This is a genomic window from Shewanella marina JCM 15074, from assembly GCF_000614975.1.
Taxonomy (GTDB): Bacteria; Pseudomonadota; Gammaproteobacteria; order Enterobacterales; family Shewanellaceae; genus Shewanella; species Shewanella marina.
Window position 1 is genome coordinate 21986 of record NZ_BALM01000034.1, and the last position, 18495, is coordinate 40480.

15 protein-coding genes and 2 pseudogenes are annotated in these 18495 nt (G+C 41.6%); 6 read left to right on the top strand and 11 right to left on the bottom strand.

All coding sequences use genetic code 11. The annotated features are described in order from the left end of the window. Nucleotides 1–18: 18 nt before the first annotated feature. Together JCM15074_RS18090 and JCM15074_RS18095 are read left to right on the top strand one after the other, a co-directional pair. On the top strand, nt 19–681 hold the full coding sequence (locus JCM15074_RS18090) for a 3'-5' exonuclease (RefSeq protein ID WP_234400275.1): 663 nt from the start codon (nt 19–21) through the stop codon (nt 679–681). A gap of 78 nt (nt 682–759) precedes the next feature. Next, nucleotides 760–1740, top strand: coding sequence for a tetratricopeptide repeat protein (locus JCM15074_RS18095; RefSeq protein WP_025823076.1), 981 nt, complete (start codon nt 760–762; stop codon nt 1738–1740). 81 nt (nt 1741–1821) lie between these two features. Here the strand turns inward: JCM15074_RS18095 and JCM15074_RS18100 are convergent, their stop codons facing one another. After that, the gene (locus JCM15074_RS18100) at nt 1822–3144 is read right to left on the bottom strand and encodes an alpha/beta fold hydrolase domain-containing protein (protein WP_025823078.1); all 1323 of its coding nucleotides are present in this window, start codon (nt 3142–3144) and stop codon (nt 1822–1824) included. Nucleotides 3145–3231: 87 nt separating this feature from the next. Next, complete coding sequence (locus JCM15074_RS18105; RefSeq protein WP_025823080.1) at nt 3232–3564, bottom strand: gamma-glutamylcyclotransferase family protein; 333 nt, start codon at nt 3562–3564, stop codon at nt 3232–3234. 136 nt (nt 3565–3700) lie between these two features. Between JCM15074_RS18105 and JCM15074_RS18110 the strand changes: the two genes are divergently transcribed. The 4 genes from JCM15074_RS18110 to JCM15074_RS25345 are packed head-to-tail and all read left to right on the top strand — an operon-like array spanning nt 3701 to nt 8741. After that, nucleotides 3701–5383, top strand: a complete 1683-nt coding sequence (locus JCM15074_RS18110) for an NAD(P)H-dependent oxidoreductase subunit E (protein ID WP_025823082.1) — start codon at nt 3701–3703, stop codon at nt 5381–5383. Nucleotide 5384: 1 nt separating this feature from the next. Further along, the gene (gene fdhF, locus JCM15074_RS22950; RefSeq protein ID WP_234400276.1) at nt 5385–7862 is read left to right on the top strand and encodes a formate dehydrogenase subunit alpha; all 2478 of its coding nucleotides are present in this window, start codon (nt 5385–5387) and stop codon (nt 7860–7862) included. Beyond that, the gene (locus JCM15074_RS25100; protein WP_234400277.1) at nt 7837–8142 is read left to right on the top strand and encodes a molybdopterin dinucleotide binding domain-containing protein; all 306 of its coding nucleotides are present in this window, start codon (nt 7837–7839) and stop codon (nt 8140–8142) included. Before fdhF ends, JCM15074_RS25100 begins: the two co-directional genes overlap by 26 nt. Nucleotides 8143–8201: 59 nt before the next feature. Then, nucleotides 8202–8741: a type II secretion system protein gene (locus tag JCM15074_RS25345; RefSeq protein WP_025823084.1), complete on the top strand. Its 540-nt coding sequence runs from the start codon at nt 8202–8204 to the stop codon at nt 8739–8741. A gap of 74 nt (nt 8742–8815) precedes the next feature. On the opposite strand, the gene JCM15074_RS18125 is transcribed toward JCM15074_RS25345, so the two are convergent. The 9 genes and pseudogenes from JCM15074_RS18125 to JCM15074_RS18165 form a co-directional block, all read right to left on the bottom strand. After that, nucleotides 8816–9364 (bottom strand): sugar O-acetyltransferase, encoded by a 549-nt coding sequence (locus JCM15074_RS18125; protein ID WP_025823086.1) that lies wholly within the window; start codon nt 9362–9364, stop codon nt 8816–8818. A gap of 403 nt (nt 9365–9767) precedes the next feature. Continuing rightward, nucleotides 9768–10408 (bottom strand): annotated as a pseudogene (gene nth, locus JCM15074_RS22960) (endonuclease III). Between the two features lie 4 nt (nt 10409–10412). After that, a complete protein-coding gene (locus JCM15074_RS24260) occupies nt 10413–11111 on the bottom strand; it encodes an electron transport complex subunit E (RefSeq protein ID WP_025823089.1) in 699 nt (232 codons plus the stop codon). Further along, nucleotides 11112–11744 carry an electron transport complex subunit RsxG gene (gene rsxG / locus JCM15074_RS24265; RefSeq protein WP_199899831.1) on the bottom strand — a complete coding sequence of 211 codons (633 nt, stop codon included), beginning with the start codon at nt 11742–11744 and terminating at the stop codon, nt 11112–11114. 15 nt (nt 11745–11759) lie between these two features. Continuing rightward, on the bottom strand, nt 11760–12800 hold the full coding sequence (rsxD, locus tag JCM15074_RS18145; protein ID WP_025823093.1) for an electron transport complex subunit RsxD: 1041 nt from the start codon (nt 12798–12800) through the stop codon (nt 11760–11762). 2 nt (nt 12801–12802) lie between these two features. After that, a pseudogene (rsxC, locus tag JCM15074_RS22965) lies at nt 12803–15041 on the bottom strand (electron transport complex subunit RsxC). A gap of 3 nt (nt 15042–15044) precedes the next feature. Beyond that, nucleotides 15045–15605 (bottom strand): electron transport complex subunit RsxB, encoded by a 561-nt coding sequence (rsxB, locus tag JCM15074_RS22970; RefSeq protein WP_037469981.1) that lies wholly within the window; start codon nt 15603–15605, stop codon nt 15045–15047. A gap of 1 nt (nt 15606) precedes the next feature. Then, nucleotides 15607–16185 (bottom strand): electron transport complex subunit RsxA, encoded by a 579-nt coding sequence (gene rsxA / locus JCM15074_RS18160; RefSeq protein ID WP_025823094.1) that lies wholly within the window; start codon nt 16183–16185, stop codon nt 15607–15609. A gap of 127 nt (nt 16186–16312) precedes the next feature. Beyond that, nucleotides 16313–18223, bottom strand: a complete 1911-nt coding sequence (locus JCM15074_RS18165) for a bifunctional diguanylate cyclase/phosphodiesterase (protein WP_025823095.1) — start codon at nt 18221–18223, stop codon at nt 16313–16315. Nucleotides 18224–18495: the final 272 nt, after the last annotated feature.

The window sequence follows — 18495 nt, forward strand, 5'->3', positions numbered from 1 at the left end:
AAAAGATGCAGGATATTAATGGTTATACGGTATACTGCGCCATTATTTTCGATAGGACATAGCATAGTAAAGATGTTAGCTAATTCAGTAGTAGTGCTCGATTTTGAAACCACCGGATTATCGCCAATGCAGGGTGATCGTGCCATTGAAATTGGTGCGGTGAAAATTGTTGATGGTCAATGTATTGATACTTATCAGCAGTTGATGTATCCCGGTCGCCGTGTTAGTAGTTTTATTGAGCAATATACGGGGATTAACAATCAAATGTTAGCGAATGCGGCGCCATGTAGTGTGGTGATGGATGAATTTGCTGATTTTATTGGTGGCTGTAACCTAGTGGCTCATAATGCCTCATTTGATAAGCGCTTTTTAGATGCTGAATTTGACCGTATTGGTCGCAGTTATACGGGCGAGTTTGCTTGCTCATTACTATTAGCGCGGCGATTATATCAAACCATTCCAAGTCATAAATTAGGCGCCTTAGTGGATTATAAGCAGATTGCTACTGATGGTGTATTTCACCGCGCTTTAGCGGATGCACAAATGACAGCTGATTTATGGTTAGCTATGTTGGCCGATATTGAGCAAGATTATCAGCGTAATATGCCTACTTTTAAACTCATTCAAAAATTATGTAAAACACCCAAAGCGGGTATCAGTAAATTACTATCAGCTCGATAAGTATATTTGCTTACATTTTAAGCGTTGAATAAAATCAAACGTAGATTAGCTTGTTCTAAATAAAAGAGGAGCTAATCTATGCGCGTAACATTAATTCTATCACTATGTTTGTTATTCAGTTCATCAACGAGTTATGCCGTAGAGGCACTAACTAAAGCCCAAGCCGAAGAGTTATTTCAGCAACAGCAATTTGATAAATTAATTGATGCCATTAACATCAATATGACCGCTGATGTATACCGATTCAAATTGCTCTCACTCGTGTCGAAAGAGCAAGAAGATGAGGCTGAACAGGCTTATCAAGCTTATATTAATAAGCACACAACTAATGCCAAGGCGTATGTCATTGGCGGTCAAATGTATGGCAAGATTGCAAGCCAAGCTTCAATTTTTTCAGCTTTAGGTTATGCAGAAGATTCGTTAGCGCAGTTTGAAAAAGCCTATCAACTTGCACCTAAAAATCCTAAAATTGCGAGTGGATTATTCCAATTTTATAATAATGCCCCTGATATTGCTGGTGGCGATAGCGACAAAGCTCTGCAATTAGCTCATGAAATTATTGCATTAGATGAAGATATCGGGCAGCAAGCCTTGCTCAGTTATTATGCCGCCGAAGAGATGGATGCCGAGTTTAAACAGCAGTTACAACTTGTACATAAATTGAGTCCAAATGATCCCAACATTAATTTAATTGCTGCGCGTTATGCTGATGATGATCATAAGCAAGCTCTGCAAGCATTATTACCTGCGCTTAAATATCAAGTTGAAACGCCTGAGCAACAACAAGCATTACAAAACGTGCGTTACCAAATTGCTAAGCATACTGTCAAAGGTGAACTTGATTATGCGCAAGCCATTGCCGTATTAACTGATTATATGCAAGCGCCTTTGCCTAAGCATGCAGATTGGGCCGAATTGCGAATGGCGCAGCTATTGTATGCACAAGGAGAATATGCTGCCGCTAAACCATGGGCGCAAAAAGCATTGGATAGCGAAGAAAAAAGGGTGAATAAACCCGCTAAAAAACTATTGAAAAAGATAAACAAGAAATTGAAATAGATTAATTAAAACATTGACTCAGTTGCAGTAAATAAATGCTCAGCTCAATTAATGGAGCTGAGCATTTATTTGTGAATGATATTAATCAATATTTCCTATCCAAAATTGTTGATCCCAATATTTGTAATTACTGAAATCACCATGATTTTGTGGTGTACCATCTTTAATACCAAATTGAGTGAGATGCACTCGTTTGCGTATATCATCAGTTTTAAAGGTTTGGCTGGCTGAACGTACCATATTAAACCAAAATCCTGCGGTGCGATCTTGGAATGAGTTAGTATTACCTAAGGTTTGATCGATCCAGATAAGCAGGGAGCCTCGGGGAACAAAATCATAATAGGTATTCTCACTAATATCACGATAAGGATTTAAACTTAAGCCATAAAAGTTGGCTGTTTTGTTATGTTCTAAATAAGGTGCAACTACATATTCTAAATCTTTAATTCGGCAAGCTGCAGCCATATAAACAATATTTTGAAAATTTACATCTGGGTATTTTGCAATAATATTATTAGCGACAATGCTGCCCATACTATGGCCAATAATATCTATGCTTGAATGGTTAAATTCTTGACTAAAGCGATTGAGAAAGAGTGTGACGGCAGTGTCCGATTCAGGATTGTTATGACCATCAAATCCTGAATCTTTAGTTAACACTAAATCGGTTCTGCGTAACATGGAATCCCAAGCACCCGTGCCTAAACCGTCCACAAATGGCGCGGTGACTAATTTAAATGGATTCCATACCGTTGCCCAATCACCCAAACTATGGCCTGTATCATTGGGGTTATTATGAATAATAAATCCCTGCTTTTTTAGATTAATTAATGCAGTATCAGATGCCTTTTCCTCTTTGGTGTATTTATTAATACGGACTGAGTTTTGACTAAATAACACATTATAAGTTGAGGCAGGTAATCTAGCGACAGAGCGTAAGGCATCTTCTAAAAAGACAAACGGGGATGATAATGGACCTAAGATGGGGGCTTCTTCACCACGGCGTAAATAGAATAAATGGTCACCATAATTAGTGAAAGGGCCTGAGTTCCATGAGATAAACAGTGGATACTTACCTGCATCAAGCATTTCTTGCTTAACACGTTCTAATCGACTGGTTGCCGATTCAAAGGTATTTAAGCCTCCGTGAATGAATATGGTTAAATTTAAATCAGGTCGTTGTAGTTGCTTTTGTTTAAAATTGAGTAAGATGCGATTGACGTAATTACTGTCATTAGTCACTATCTGTTTTGAGGCGGGATTAAGTAAATTACCATGTTCATCAATATAAAGTTGATATAATTTACTCTGTTCAATTTGTTGTTGCTGTTGATTATTCAGTTGTGAGCTACAGCCATTTAGTCCAACCAATATTCCAAGCAATATCATTAGCCAAATTTTCATATGAACGTCCTGTTGATTTCCATTTAACTAGAAACCAGTGTAGTTCATTAATACTTAAGCGTTAGCAAATGTTAAAAATAATCCTCATTATGGGGAACAATAGATCCAAGCTGAGCGACCAGATTGTAACACCACTTTGGTGCGTTGATAGTCGCTGACTTCATATTGGTCAGATTGTAATAACTCATCAGGCATCAGCTCAAAACAGATGCCATAGACAATATCATTAGGATTAGCACTGAGTTTCAGGATCGGGTGGATATCTGTTCCACTTGAAGCTATTACTTTTTTATCAGTTATTTTCAGTTTTGCAATCTCATAGCCTTTTAATACATCAGCTTTGCCAGTTAGCTGACGCCCAAAGGTGTCTTGCTGCACTTGTTCCATTTGTAATGTGCCATATGAGAACAAATTTTCCATATCAAATCCTTGTTAAAAATCAAATGACCCAAATGGCTAAATGTGGTCGTTAATTGACTATTTTTAATTTGTAAACTAATTGTAAAATCATTAAGTTAAAGATTAAAGCATTTATTGCAATTAGTTGAGGTGGTCAATGAAAGGCGATGTAGGTGTGTGGAAGGTTGAAGTCAAGCAGGGACGTTATGTCCCTAAAGGCCGCCAACTGGATTTAAATGTTCAAGCCCAAGTCGAATCGACGATTGCAACTTCGACATGGCAGCGCGATCTATTAATCGAATATTTGCATTTGCTGCAAGACAAATTTGGTTACCTTTCTAATGCGATGCTCAAGGTCGTTGCTGAAAAATTAGCAATAGGTGAAGCAGAAGTTTATGAAGTGGCCAGTTTTTATAGCCACTTTGATATTGTCGCCGATGGTGAGCAAGCTCCTGCACCAATAACTATTCGAGTTTGTAATAGCTTGTCTTGCAAAATGCAGGGCAGTGATCAGTTAGCGAAAGAACTACAATTAGCCACAGAACCTCATCAAATGAGAGTCGTTAGAGCGCCGTGTATGGGACGTTGTCAATCTGCGCCAACAGCGGTAGTCGGTAAACGCCACCTTGATCATGCAACACTTAACGATGTATTGGCATTGCTCGACAAAAATGATTTCACACCGATAATTCCAGACTACCAGCCTTTGTCCTATTACCTAGCCGATGGTGGCTATCAGCAATATCTCAGTATTAAACGCGGAGATAGAGACACTGATGAAGTTGAGCAGATGATGCTTGAGGCCGGTCTTCGTGGTGTTGGCGGTGCGGGTTTCCCCAGCGGCAAAAAATGGCAGTTCGTGCGTGCAGAACCGGGGCCACGGTTGATGGCCGTTAATGCCGATGAAGGTGAACCTGGTACATTTAAAGATAGATTTTATTTAGAAAAACAACCGCATATATTTTTGGAGGGGATGCTTATTGCTGCCCATGCGGTTGAAGCCGAACATATCTATATTTATGTTCGAGATGAGTATCCAGCAGCAATTGCCATTTTAAAACAGGAGCTTAAAGCATTAGTTGAACAACAGATTATTGCTGCAGATTTTGTTGAAATTAGACGCGGTGCTGGGGCTTATATTTGTGGTGAAGAAAGCGCCATGATTGAGTCAATCGAAGGCAAACGAGGTTTACCACGACATCGGCCTCCATTTGTTGCGCAAAAAGGTTTGTTTGGTCTGCCCACCTTAGTCCATAACGTTGAAACCTTATATTGGGTCGCGAAGCTGTGCTACCAAGGCGTTGAGCTCTTTACTTCCGTCGAGCGTAATGGTCGCAAAGGGATCCGTTCCTATTCGGTATCTGGTCGTGTTAAACAACCGGGCTTATACCTGTTACCTGCGGGCTCTACCATTTTAGATATTATTGATGCTGCTGGTGGCATGAACGATGGGCATCTTTTTAAAGCCTATCAACCCGGGGGGCCTTCATCAGGGATCTTGCCCGCCAGTTTAAATGATGTGCCATTAGATTTTGATACTCTGCAACCCCATGGTTCATTTATCGGCTCTGCTGCAGTCATTGTTTTGTCTGATCAAGATAGCGTGCGTGATGCCGCCATTAATATGTTGACGTTTTTTGATCATGAATCCTGTGGGCAATGTACGCCATGCCGCGTGGGTTGTGAAAAGGCATTAAAGCTGATGCAGCAGCCTAAATGGGATACTGCATTATTGGGTGAATTGTGTGAGGTCATGACCGACGCTTCAATTTGTGGCTTAGGTCAAGCAGCACCTAATCCCATTAAGTTAGTCATCAAGCATTTTGGCGATGAGGTGTAACATGAGTCAAACAGTTCAATTTATATTCGATGGTCAACACGTTACAGCGAGTACAGATGAAACGCTATGGCAAATTGCCAAGAGGTGTGACACCCATATACCTCATTTATGCTATAGCGAGCAAACAGGTTATCGAGCAGATGGAAATTGCCGAGCTTGTATGGTGGAGATAGAAGGCGAACGCACGTTGGCTGCGTCTTGTATGCGTAAGCCTACTGAGGGTATGGTTGTTCATAGCCAAAACCCGCGAGCAAAACAAGCACGTAAAATGGTGTTAGAACTATTAGCTGCCGATCAGCCTGAGCAAGCCCATGACAGTGAATCTCATCTGCAGCAGATGTTAAAACAAGCGCAAATTGGTTCAAGCCGTTTTCCTAAATTATCAATCAAACAGCCAGAAACTGATAATAGTCATGTGGCTATGTCAGTTAATTTAGATGCCTGCATTCAATGTAATTTATGTGTTCGAGCATGCCGTGAAGTGCAGGTGAATGAGGTGATTGGATTGGCCCATCGTGGCCGCGAGGCGCAAATTGTATTTGATCAACAAGATAAAATGGTCGACTCCACCTGTGTGGCTTGTGGTGAGTGTGTACAGGTTTGTCCTACCGGGGCGTTAATGCCTGCAACTATGGTTGATAGTCTGCAACTGGGTAATAAGCAAGATTTTGAACATGAAACAAAAACTGTATGTCCATTTTGCGGTGTTGGCTGCCAGATCTCAGTAAAAGTTAAAGACAATAAAGTGCAATATATTGATGGTGTTGATGGGCCAGCCAATGAGTCACGTTTATGTGTAAAAGGGCGTTTTGGTTATGATTATATTCAACATAGCCACAGGCTGACTAAGCCACTTATTCGTAAAGCGGGAGCACCTAAAGGGTTAAATATTGATCCTGCTAATCCTTATAGCCATTTTAGAGAGGCAAGTTGGCAGGAAGCACTTAGCTTTGCTAGCGATGGCTTAAAGCAATTGTCGCAACAATATGGTGGACAAACCGTAGCGGGTTTCGGTTCAGCTAAATGTACCAATGAAGAAGCATACCTGTTTCAAAAACTCATCAGACAAGGTTTTGGTCATAATAATGTCGATCACTGTACCCGTTTATGTCATGCATCATCAGTGGCGGCTTTACTTGAAAATGTTGGTTCAGGCGCTGTGACGGCTAGCTTTAATGATATTAAAGACGCTGAAGTCGCAATTGTAATTGGCTCTAATCCAACCGAGAATCATCCCGTTGCAGCGACTTACTTTAAACAGTTTACTAAACGTGGCGGCAAATTAATTGTGCTCGATCCTCGTGGTATTGCAATGCAACGTTATGCCACGCACATGCTGCAATTTACTGCTGGAGCGGATGTTGCCTTATTAAACGCCATCATGCATGTGATCGTAGAAGAGGGGTTATATGACCAAGATTATATCGATCACTTCACCGAAAACTGGCAGCAACATAAGGCCCATTTAGCCCAATTCATTCCTGAGCAAATGGAGTCAGTCTGTGGCATCAAAGCGGAGCAGATACGCCAAGTAGCCCGTGATTTTGCCAGTGCTAAAGCTGGCATGATCTTTTGGGGCATGGGGGTGAGTCAACATATTCATGGTACCGATAATGCGCGTTGTCTCATTTCACTGGCCTTAATGTGTGGCTTTGTTGGCAAACCTGGAACTGGTCTGCATCCTCTGCGTGGACAAAATAACGTACAGGGCGCATCAGATTCGGGACTCATTCCGATGTTTCTGCCTGACTATCAAACGGTGACAGATGACAAAATTCGACAACAATTTAGCCAAACATGGCAAAGTGATGATTTTTCATCAGAAAAAGGCTTAACCGTGGTTGAGATTATTGATGCGATACATGCTGATAAAATTAAAGCTATGTATATTCTAGGTGAAAACCCTGCGATGTCAGATCCAGATGTTAGTCATGCAAGGGCAGGTCTCGCTAAGCTTGAACATCTTATTGTACAAGACATTTTTATTACAGAAACAGCCAATTATGCCGATGTAATATTACCTGCAAGTGCCTTTATTGAGAAAAATGGTACCGTGACCAATACTAATCGGCAGGTACAAATGGCTCGTGCGGCGGTTAAATCACCGGGTGAAGCGAAACCAGATTGGTGGATTACGACTCAAATAGCCAAGCATCTTGGTTTGGATTGGTCATATACTGGACCGCAAGCGATATTTGATGAAATGAAGCTGCATATGAAATCATTAAATAATATCACTTGGCAGCGATTAACCTTTGAAAATGCAGTGACTTATCCATGCCATGGCGAAACCCAAGCTGGTGAAAATATTGTATTTGGTGATGGTTTCCCTCGTGCTGGTGGTAAAGCAAAATTCACCTCAGCTGCTGTGGTGATGCCAGCGGAGCAACCCGATGATCAATATCCAATGGTGATGACCACTGGGCGGCAACTGGAACATTGGCATACTGTCGATGACTCGACGTTCAACTGTGCTTGATCATATTGAGCCTCAAGCCAACTGCAGTTTACATCCGGCAACGCTGGCTAAGTTGAACGTGGTGTCGGGGGGTAAGGTGAGGGTGATTAGTCGTCGTGGTCAAATTGAGTTATTGGCGCGAGCGGATAGCCGAGTGTCAAAGAATATGGTGTTTGTGCCTTTTGCTTATGTTGAAGCCGCCGCAAATATACTCACCAATTCAGCACTCGATCCAGTAGGTAAAATACCAGAATTTAAATATTCAGCGGTACGCGTTGAGGCCATTAACACAGAGATATAAATGCGTTAACTAATAAATGGTTTATGTCATGGAATGATTGAATATTGAAAGGAATCAATATGGTGCTGTTTAAGTTTAGTCAGGTTAATAGAAAAACCAGTGCAGGTTTTACCCTAATTGAGTTAGTGCTTGTGATCATTATCTTAGGTGTACTCGCGGTGGTTGCCGCACCTAAACTATTAGATTTTTCGGGGGATGCGCGCCAAAGTGTATTACGAAGTAAATATGCTGAAATTAAAACAACGGTGCAAATAGCCAATGCTAAAGCAGTCATAAAAGGAATTGAAACGCTGCCACAAGCTACCATAGAGTTTGAAGGTGGTTTATTGGGATTAATTCATGGTTATCCCATGCCAAGAGCGAACCATAGCCCGCCAGCCATTTCAATTGCCGTGTATTCAAAGATTGGTTATGCCGTTGAGTGGGAATGGAATGGTTATGCCACTGATTCAATTATAGGGCTTAATGGTTGCCCCAATGCCAACTTCTCATTTAGAAGTTCATTAAGAGGCGCACCGGGTAACTGTTTTATTGAATACGTGGGGGCTTGTACCTTGGGCACTAAGCCACAGATGTTTATTGATGACAGCGGATGTTAACAACGATATGACTCAAGGGCGCCGGTATATACTGCGCCCTTGAATAGATACTATTCGCTAATCAAACAATTTCTTTATGCTAATTTTTTGATGATTTTTGCGGGCGTACCACCCACCATACAATCAGCTGGTACATCATGATTAACCACCGCATTAGCTGCCACAATCGATCTGGCGCCAATCGTTACGCCCTGATTAATCACCGCATTGCCGCCAATCCAAACATCATCCTCAACGGTAATCGGCTTACAAAAGGTTTGCCACTGACGACGTTCAAGATGATTTGTTGAATGTGAGGCGGTATAGAACTGTACTGAAGGGCCAATCATCACATTGTTACCAATGGTGATATTGGCGCCATCTAACATGGTCACCCCCATATTGATAAAGCTATGATCACCAATTGATATTTGCTTTCCAAATTCACACAGAAAAGGTGCTTTGACTACAGAGTTTTGGCCAAAATGTTTAAACAATGACTTGATCAACTCTTGCGAGCGGCCAAATTCATCACATTGATTAATTTGCTGGGTCAGTTTCATTGCATGGGCACGTGTAGCATCAATTTCTGCATCGATGCCATCAAAAGACTCGCCGTTGAGCATTTTTTCGTATTCAGTCATAAGGTAATTGTTCATTATAGAGTTGAGGGGGGGTATCTAAATCAGAAATGGTTTCAACCACTTGGTTGTACCTAATGGCGCAGCAGTATAGCCGTAATGACTAATATTTGCTGCTAAATTTGTTGAGACTGTGATTGCTTTGACATTGCTTTGTATAGGCAAGATATTGGCTTATCGTGTTGAGATTCAATCAAACCTAAATTGACAGATGCTGTTTAAAGAACTGTCAGATAAGCTTGTATTAGTGCTTCTTGCGATTGAAACCGTAATCAGTCTTGATTAGATATTTGCTTGTTGGGGGAGAGGCTGTATGAATGGAAGTGATGCTGCTTAAAAAATTAACTCAACCCTTACGGATTGAGTTAATGATATTCGCAATGCGAGGCGGGCTAATTAGCTAAGGTTACTCGTCAGGATAAACCTTATCTTTAAACTCACACAAATCTTCAATGATACAGCTGCCGCAGCGTGGTTTACGTGCAATACAGGTATAACGACCGTGTAAGATAAACCAATGATGCACATCAACTTTAAATTCAGCGGGTACCACTTTTAGCATTTTCTGCTCGACTTGATCGACATTTTTACCCACGGCAAATTTAGTACGATTGGCGACGCGGAAAATATGGGTATCAATGGCGATGGTTGGCCAACCAAAAGCGGTATTTAGTACCACGTTAGCGTCTTGCGTCCGACACCGGGAAGGGCTTCTAACGCTTCTCTGTCTTCTGGTACTTCACCGTTATGCAAGTCGATTAGCATCTTGCAGGCATTAATGACATTAATCGCCTTATTGTTATATAAACCGATGGTTTTAATGTATTGCTTTAAGCCATCTACACCTAGGTCATAGATGGCTTGTGCTGTATTAGCCACGGGAAATAGCTTATCCGTGGCCTTATTCACGCTAACGTCGGTCGCTTGTGCAGACAAGGTCACTGCAACTAATAATTCAAACGGCGAGCTAAAGTTAAGCTCAGTTTGCGGATGCGGATTATTTTCCCGTAGGCGCTCCAATATTAATTTACGTTTAGCTGCATTCATCTATCTATATTTCTCTTGTTGGTGATACGCGGCAATGACTGTCTGTCGGCTGTGCTTGTGGCTGCTGAGCTGGCCACTTTGCATCAATCACATTTTTAAGCGCAATTAATAGTCCCATTCCTAAAAAAGCGCCAGGCGGTAACATGGCTAATAAAAATGAGGTGTCAAAATGGATAACATGGATGGTTAAGCTGCTAGCCCAAGGGCCAAGTAATTGATCAGCACCTGAAAATAGGGTGCCTTGGCCTAATAGTTCACGCGCACTGCCTAGAATACACAGTACCAGTGTGAAGCCTGTGCCCATCATTAAACCATCGAAAGCGGCTTTGACGGGATTATTACGTGATGCAAAAGCTTCAGCTCGACCAATGATAATACAGTTAGTCACAATCAAAGGTAAAAAGATACCAAGTGATAGATATAAGCCATAGGCGTAAGCGTTGACGAGTAGCTGGACACTGGTTACGAGTGCGGCAATAATCATCACGAACACGGCAATACGGATCTCTTTTGGCACATAGTTACGTACCAATGAAATTAAGATATTGGAAAAAACCAATACGATAGCCGTTGCAAGCCCAAGGCCTAAGGCATTAGTTAAGGTAGTGGTGACCGCTAACAGTGGGCAAAGCCCCAATAATTGGACTAAGCCGGGGTTATTACGCCATAAACCTTGCCATGCAATTTCACGATAGCTACTCATCTAATTAATCTCGCAATTGATAGGTTGTTTATAAATGCTGTCTTTATTGGCATTAAAATAAAGTAGAGTCTTTTTTACAGCCTTAACATAAGCTCTTGGGGTAATCGTCGCTCCTGTAAATTGGTCAAACTCACCACCATCTTTTTTTACATGCCATTCTTGCTCATTCTCTGGGGTGATAAATTTGCCGACAAAGCTTTCAACCCAGTTAGATTTACGAATATCAATTTTATCGCCAAGTCCCGGTGTTTCTTGTTGGTATAAGGTTCGTACACCTAATACAACTCCCGCATTATTAATGGCAACAATCATCTTAATATCACCACTGTAACCATCTGGCGCAATGGATTCCATCGCGATAGCGACGGGCTTGCCATCTTTCGTCGCCACATAAGCAGGTAGCGGGTTATCAGTGCCTAACGCTTTTGGTGCATGCACCAGCGTACAATAATCAGTTAATTGATTATCATGAATTTTATCTGGGATGATTTGGTGTAGCACACGACCCAGCTCAAGCTTTTCTTGGGCGACAATTTTATCGGCTGTTAAGTGATTAACCACTGCAACAAGTGCAGTACAAATTAATGCAAACAGTGCCAAAATTAAGCCATTACGTAGCATAGACTTTTTCAAAACAAATACTCCTAACTATCTATGTCCGTATGCGCGCGGTTTGATGTAATAATCAATCAGTGGCGCACATAAATTGGCTAATAACACTGCAAATGCAAACGCATCAGGATAGCCACCGAAATTGCGGATTAAGTACACCAAGACACCGATAATGACACCAAATAAAATTCGGCCGCGGTTACTGGTTGCTGCGGTGACGGGATCAGTTGCAATAAAGAATGCTGCTAACATGGTCGCGCCAGAAAATAGATGGAAAATTGGGCTTGCATGGGTGTCTGGGCTAATTAAATAGCCTGCTGTAGCGGCAATGCCTAAACCTGCAATAACACCTACCGGAATATGCCAGCGAATGGTGCGCAGTTTTAACATAATTAAACCACCGATAAGATAGCCTAAGTTAACCCAAACCCAGCCTACACCGACGCCTGAACTGAATACTGCTTTAGTTAAGCTTTCAGATGTAGTGAGTCCCATAGAAAGGTCAATTTTAAGGGTATCAAGCGGGGTTGCCATGCTTGAACCATCAATACCAAGGCGATACCAATCCACATCTGGATGGCCGAAAGAAAACACCGTTTGTAGGCTTGCAAGCAGATCTGCAGGATGCTGTGCAATCGCATTAGGTACAACCCAACTGGTCATTTGCACAGGGAAGGCGATTAATAACAAGACATAAGCTGCCATTGCTGGGTTAAATATATTATTACCCAAGCCGCCGTAAAGCTGCTTAACCATGATAATGGCAAAGGCAGTACCTATGATGATCACCCACCAAGGTGCGAGTGGTGGAATAGAAACACCTAATAATAGACCCGTTAATAGGGCGCTATTATCAGAAAGTGTCGCTTTAATATCACGCTTACGCAGTTTGACGACAAAGGCCTCACATAAGATGGCCGTTATCATGGCGAGCAACACTTGTATTAGCGTGCCCCAACCAAAAAAGTAGCATTGAGCTAGAAAGCCCGGTATAGCGCACAACAATACTGTGAGCATGACTTTTGAGGTTTGATTGTTATGGGTCACATGGGGTGACGTGGCAACTTTAAAGGCCATGGTTATTCCTTATCTTGCAATTTTGCAGCTTTTTTAGCTTTGGCTTTTGCAACTGCCGCGGCAATCTTAGCTTTTTTGGCCGCTTCGGGATCTTCGCCAGTATTAGCTTCTGTCGTTTGAACCGTTACTTGGGAGACTTGAATATCAGCCTGAGCGAGTTTTTTAGCTTTTGCTTTAGCAACTGCAGCAGCAATCTTAGCTTGCTTAGTCGCTGCCTCATCAAGTTCAGGGCTTGCTGCTTCGACTGGCGCAGGATCCTCAAGCGATTGCGCTTGCATAGCCTTTTTCGCTTTTGCCTTAGCAACAGCGGCAGCAATCTTAGCTTTTTTATCGTCGCTAGAGTCTGTTGTTTCAGGCGCCTTAGTTGCACTTGCATCTGTTACTGTTGCTGAAGCTTGAGCTGCTGCTTTTTTAGCTTTAGCCCGTGCGACTGCGGCTGCAATTTGCGCTTTCTTCGGATCTAAGTCAGCCGATTCGGCGGTAACACTGTTATCTGAGTTTAGGTCATGTTGCTGTGCAGCAGCGGCTTTTTTAGCTTTAGCTCGGGCAATTGCGGCCGCAACTTGATCATTTTTACTGCTACCCGCGGCGCTTGGTTCTGCACTGGCTGCTTTTTTGGCTTTAGCGCGAGCAATCGCTGCAGCAACTTGTGAAGACTTATTCGTATCTTGTACAGCCGCATTTGGTTCAGCAGTTCCAGCTTGAGCAGCAGCCTTTTTAGCTTGAATACGTGCCATTGCTTCGGCTATCGCATCTTTATCGCCAGCATTCATGCTTACTTTACGTTGTGCTGCGGCTTGTTTAGCACGCTCTTCACGATGACGTTTCTCATCTTCAAGGCGTTTTTGTTTCGCCTCAAAATGCTGCTTGGCTTTTTCTGCTTGATGTTTCTCTAGCTCTTGATTACGTATGGCTGATTTAGCGATACGATAATGTTCGACTAATGGGATTTCACTAGGGCAGACATAGCTACAACAGCCACACTCGATACAATCACGTAAGTTGTATGCTTGCGCTTTGTCATACTCTTCTGCTTTTGAATGCCAATAAAGCTGTTGTGGTAGTAACTGCGCAGGGCAAACTTGTGCACATTCGCCGCAGCGGATACAAGCTCTTGCTTCTGCGGGTTCTGCAAATTCAGAGATTGCAGGCGCTAAAATACAGTTTGTCCCTTTTAGCACTGGTACATCAAGCAGTGGTAGGGTATAGCCCATCATTGGACCGCCGACGATAACTTGATTACTGTTGTTAATATCAAAGCCGCATTGTTGTAATAGGTGGCTTACTGGTGTACCAATCGGCACCCAATAGTTGCCCGGCTTACTGACCGCATTCCCTGTTACCGTTACAACACGTTCAATTAACGGAATACTTGCTTGCACGGCATCGGCAATCGCGAACGCAGTGCCTACGTTTTGCACCAAGATACCTTGTGAGGCCGGAATCGCGCCTGTTGGTACCTCTTTACCCGTAATGATTTGGATTAGCTGTTTTTCGCCACCAGACGGGTATTTAGTTGGAATAACTGTGACGCGGGTATTTCCAGCTAATACTGAGTAGCGGCTAAGCGCTTGTCGCATAGCGGCAACTGCTTCAGGCTTGTTATCTTCAATGGCGATAACAATTCGCTGCGGTTTAACTAGGCGCTTAATGATCTCAATACCATCAAGAATCCCCTCGGCATTATCGCGCATCAGTCTATCATCTGCGGTAATGTAGGTTCACACTCCACACCATTGATTATCACTAAATCAATTTCACTGACGGGGTTGAGTTTGATGTGGGTCGGGAATTGAGCGCCGCCCATACCTGCAATACCGGCATCACGGATTAACGATAAAATGGCCTGATTATCGAGTTCTGCAACCGTTTGTGGCGCATGATCAAGCATAAATCTTTACCATCGGCTTCAATGGTACAGGTTAATAACGGCAATGCAGATGCATGGTTAGATGGATGAGCTGCTATTTGAGTAATCGTACCTGATGTCGGTGCGTGTACGGGCAAGTAAAAAGCACCATTACCGTGAGTTAATACTTGTCCCTTGAGCACATAATCACCCACTTTAACCACTAATATGGCATTTTCACCCACTTGTGGTAGCGGCACATAGTATTGTTTTGCCAGCGCTATTTTACTAATTGGGGTAGTATTTGATGCTGATTTTGATTGCGGAGGATGGATGCCACCTGCAGCATGCCATAGCGTTCCTTTGTCTATCTGTTCTAGTAAAGTTAACACAGGTCAATCCTCTTGCAACATCTTCACCGGAATGGCATTTAATTTCCAATCCCATGTTTTTAAAGTCTGCTCTACAGGTATTAAGTCAATACAATCTACAGGGCAGGGAGCCACACATAAATCACAGCCGGTGCAGTCTTGGGTTAATACGGTATGCATTAACTTACCTGAGCCAATAATGGCATCAACCGGACACGCTTGAATACATTTAGTACAGCCAATACATTCCTGTTCGCGGATACGAGCCACTTTTTTGACAGGCACTTCATCACTTGCAGCAACGGGTTGTGGATCAACCCCCATCATTTCAGCAAGTTGATTCATGGTGGCACAGCCACCGGGTGCACAGCGGTTAATATCCTCACCGTTGGCAACAGCTTCGGCGTAAGGGCGACAGCCGGGATAGCCACATTGACCACATTGTGTTTGTGGCAGAATAGCTTCGATTTGATCGACAATAGGGTTGCCCTGTACTTTAAATTTCTCAGCAGCAAAACCCAGCAAAACTCCAAATAGCAGTGCTAGCAGAGTTAATAAAATAATCGCAATAAATATTTCAGACATGTTACTTAACGAGACCTGTAAAACCCATAAAGGCTAGAGACATTAATCCGGCGGTGATCATTGCTATTGCGCCGCCTTTGAATGGCGCGGGAATATCAGCAGCAGCTAATCGCTCACGCATGGCAGAGAAAAGAATTAACACTAATGAGAAGCCTACTGCAGCGGCAAAACCGTAAACACCAGATTGTAGTAGGTTGTGTTTTTCGTTGACATTTAATAGGGCAACACCTAGTACCGCACAGTTAGTCGTGATTAATGGTAGATAAATACCTAAGGCACGATGCAATACTGCACTGGTTTTTTGGACAACCATTTCAGTAAATTGAACCACAACCGCAATAACCAGAATAAAGCTCATGGTACGCAGATAGCCTAATTCGAGAGGGACTAACAGATACTGGTTAACCAGATAACTTAAAATAGAGGCTAGTGTGAGAACAAAGGTCGTTGCCATTGACATACCAATAGCAGACTCAAGTTTGCTTGATACGCCCATAAATGGACAGATGCCAAGAAATTTTACTAAGACAAAGTTGTTTACAAGGATCGTGCCTATTAACAACAGGAGATATTCACTCATCTCGATTCATGATTAACCAAAGGTACTTAATATTATCGACTTTTCAATCGCTATTAACAACATGTAGCTGCATTAGTTAAGCCGTTTTTAAGTAAAATGGATAAGATTTAATCTTTTTGTTCTATTTTTAGTACATTAGCCCTGATTTCTGTAAGGGCTTTGGTGGGGCAGCATAGACACCTTGAATGCCATCGACCAACAATTTTTCTAGGGTATGTTTCTGTTCTATGGTTTCAACACCGGTAGCAATGATGATTCGATGTTTACGTTTACAGATGTCGACTAATAATTTTAAAAAGAATCTATGATTACTATCTGCAACTGATTCAGTCGTAAGCTGTGGGGTGAGCTTGATATAATCAGTTGCGACCTCTGAAAAAAATTTGATTGAAGTAAAACCTTGACCAAAATGTTCTATCGTGACTTTTGCACCAATACCTCGAATAATATGAATTAATTCGATGCATGCCTGTTGGTTTATCTGCAGCGCCGTTTCGTTTATCTCAAACACCAATTTGAACACCGCTGTTGGATGATGCTGTAATAACTGTTTTAACCAAGTATGAAACTTTGGGTTAACTGCGGTTTCATCAGTTAAATTGACGCCATAGTGGTCGCTCTCATTAGATTTCTGCTCAATTAAATCAACAATTTTTCGAGTAATTAATTGGTCTAGTTCAAGTTGCAACCCATATTGATGTGCCATAGTGAAAACGGTATCGGTGGCGAGAGTATTGCCCTGATATTGAAAGCGAGTAAACAGTTCTCTGTATAACTGTTTAGTTCCTCGTAACGGTAAAATTGGTTGTTGATAAAAATCAAAGCTATGGTTATTAATGATGTGCTTAAGGATCTGTTGCCAATTATCTATAGGTTTATCGGTTAATTGTTGAACACTATTGCTGCTATGATATTGATTTGGACCTTTCATTTCGGCCATAAACAGTATCTTTTCTAATTGTTCGACCAACAGGTGTGGACTGCCATTATCAAGATAACCTATAGCAGCGCTGTAAGCACAATTGGTCATTTTTAACCGCTGCTGATATTGCTCAAATTCTTGTTTCAACGCCGCTAAGCTATCTAGTACGGGCTCAAGTTGAACATTATCAATCAATATAACAAAGCGGCTTGCATCGATTCGATAAAAACACTGGCAACTTGAGAAGTGATCGATTTTCTTAAATTCTTGAATAATCTGTTTGGTGAGCGTTAATAAGTAATGATCACCCGCAGTCGTACCAAAATGTTGATTAATATTGATCAATGCTGCGGCTTTAAACATGACGGCGACACCATTAAAGTGCTGATCGTGCGTCGTTAGATCCGATAATTTTTGATTAAATTTATGTCTGTTTTGCAAATGGGTGACAGGATCTAAATATGCAAGCTTAGCGACATTATTAAATTGTTGTTGGTTGTTTTTTAGGTCGCAATCTACTTGTTCTATACAGTTAACTATTGCGGTTGATAGTGCAATTAATTCTTTGTTTGTTAACTGATTTTTAGTAGATTGCAACGTTATAGTCTGGTTTGCTGCAATGGCATCAGTCAGTTGTTGTATTTGTTTGTTTAAGGTACGTCGATGACTGCCGATCACTATCAAAATAAGTAGGTAAGCGACGAGTAAACTGGTTAATGTGAGTAGTAAATCCATTAACCTTATTTGATTTTCATGAGCTTGCTGTAATCGGATTCTAATTTCTACATTCTGCTTATCAAAAACAAAGGTGTGCTTGGGGAATAGCCAGTTTGCTATACCATTGGGATTTATCCAATGACCACTGATCGACGGCAAGCCAGTAATATCGTTATTTTTATATTGGAAAAATTCGATGTTAAATTTTAATCGTAACTCTTGTTCAAGTTGTTGGGGGGAATATTGTTCAGCAATTGCAGCAGTGGTAATTTGATCGAGTTGTGTTTGAGTCACTTCAAGTTGTTGTGCGTAGAAGAATTGCTGAAATAGCGCATTACAGCCAGATAAGATTAAAAATATGCTCGAAACTAATAAAACAATCAATTTACTGTTGGCCATTGTATATCCATATATTGGCGTCAAAATCCATTTAACACTTTTAATTACATTATGAACAATAGCCTTTTATGTAGAACTCTTAACTAGAATGAGTGGCTGATGTAATTACTTTTACAAAGTAGCGATAGCATAGCGTTAATTATATGTAATGTCACACAAACTAATGACGGAAAAGGCAATAGAATAGAATTAATAAAGATAAGGAAATAGTTGAGTAAACAGATTTGATTAATCTAAGAAGATTGTATTGCAAGAGGGAAGGATGACTCAAG

Coding starts and splice junctions, on each gene's coding strand:
- JCM15074_RS18090 (WP_234400275.1), top strand. CDS start 19: ATGGTTATACGGTATACTGCGCCATTATTTTCGATAGGACATAGCATA.
- JCM15074_RS18095 (WP_025823076.1), top strand. CDS start 760: ATGCGCGTAACATTAATTCTATCACTATGTTTGTTATTCAGTTCATCA.
- JCM15074_RS18100 (WP_025823078.1), bottom strand. CDS start 3,144: ATGAAAATTTGGCTAATGATATTGCTTGGAATATTGGTTGGACTAAAT.
- JCM15074_RS18105 (WP_025823080.1), bottom strand. CDS start 3,564: ATGGAAAATTTGTTCTCATATGGCACATTACAAATGGAACAAGTGCAG.
- JCM15074_RS18110 (WP_025823082.1), top strand. CDS start 3,701: ATGAAAGGCGATGTAGGTGTGTGGAAGGTTGAAGTCAAGCAGGGACGT.
- fdhF (WP_234400276.1), top strand. CDS start 5,385: ATGAGTCAAACAGTTCAATTTATATTCGATGGTCAACACGTTACAGCG.
- JCM15074_RS25100 (WP_234400277.1), top strand. CDS start 7,837: ATGACTCGACGTTCAACTGTGCTTGATCATATTGAGCCTCAAGCCAAC.
- JCM15074_RS25345 (WP_025823084.1), top strand. CDS start 8,202: ATGGTGCTGTTTAAGTTTAGTCAGGTTAATAGAAAAACCAGTGCAGGT.
- JCM15074_RS18125 (WP_025823086.1), bottom strand. CDS start 9,364: ATGACTGAATACGAAAAAATGCTCAACGGCGAGTCTTTTGATGGCATC.
- JCM15074_RS24260 (WP_025823089.1), bottom strand. CDS start 11,111: ATGAGTAGCTATCGTGAAATTGCATGGCAAGGTTTATGGCGTAATAAC.
- rsxD (WP_025823093.1), bottom strand. CDS start 12,800: ATGGCCTTTAAAGTTGCCACGTCACCCCATGTGACCCATAACAATCAA.
- rsxB (WP_037469981.1), bottom strand. CDS start 15,605: ATGTCTGAAATATTTATTGCGATTATTTTATTAACTCTGCTAGCACTG.
- rsxA (WP_025823094.1), bottom strand. CDS start 16,185: ATGAGTGAATATCTCCTGTTGTTAATAGGCACGATCCTTGTAAACAAC.
- JCM15074_RS18165 (WP_025823095.1), bottom strand. CDS start 18,223: ATGGCCAACAGTAAATTGATTGTTTTATTAGTTTCGAGCATATTTTTA.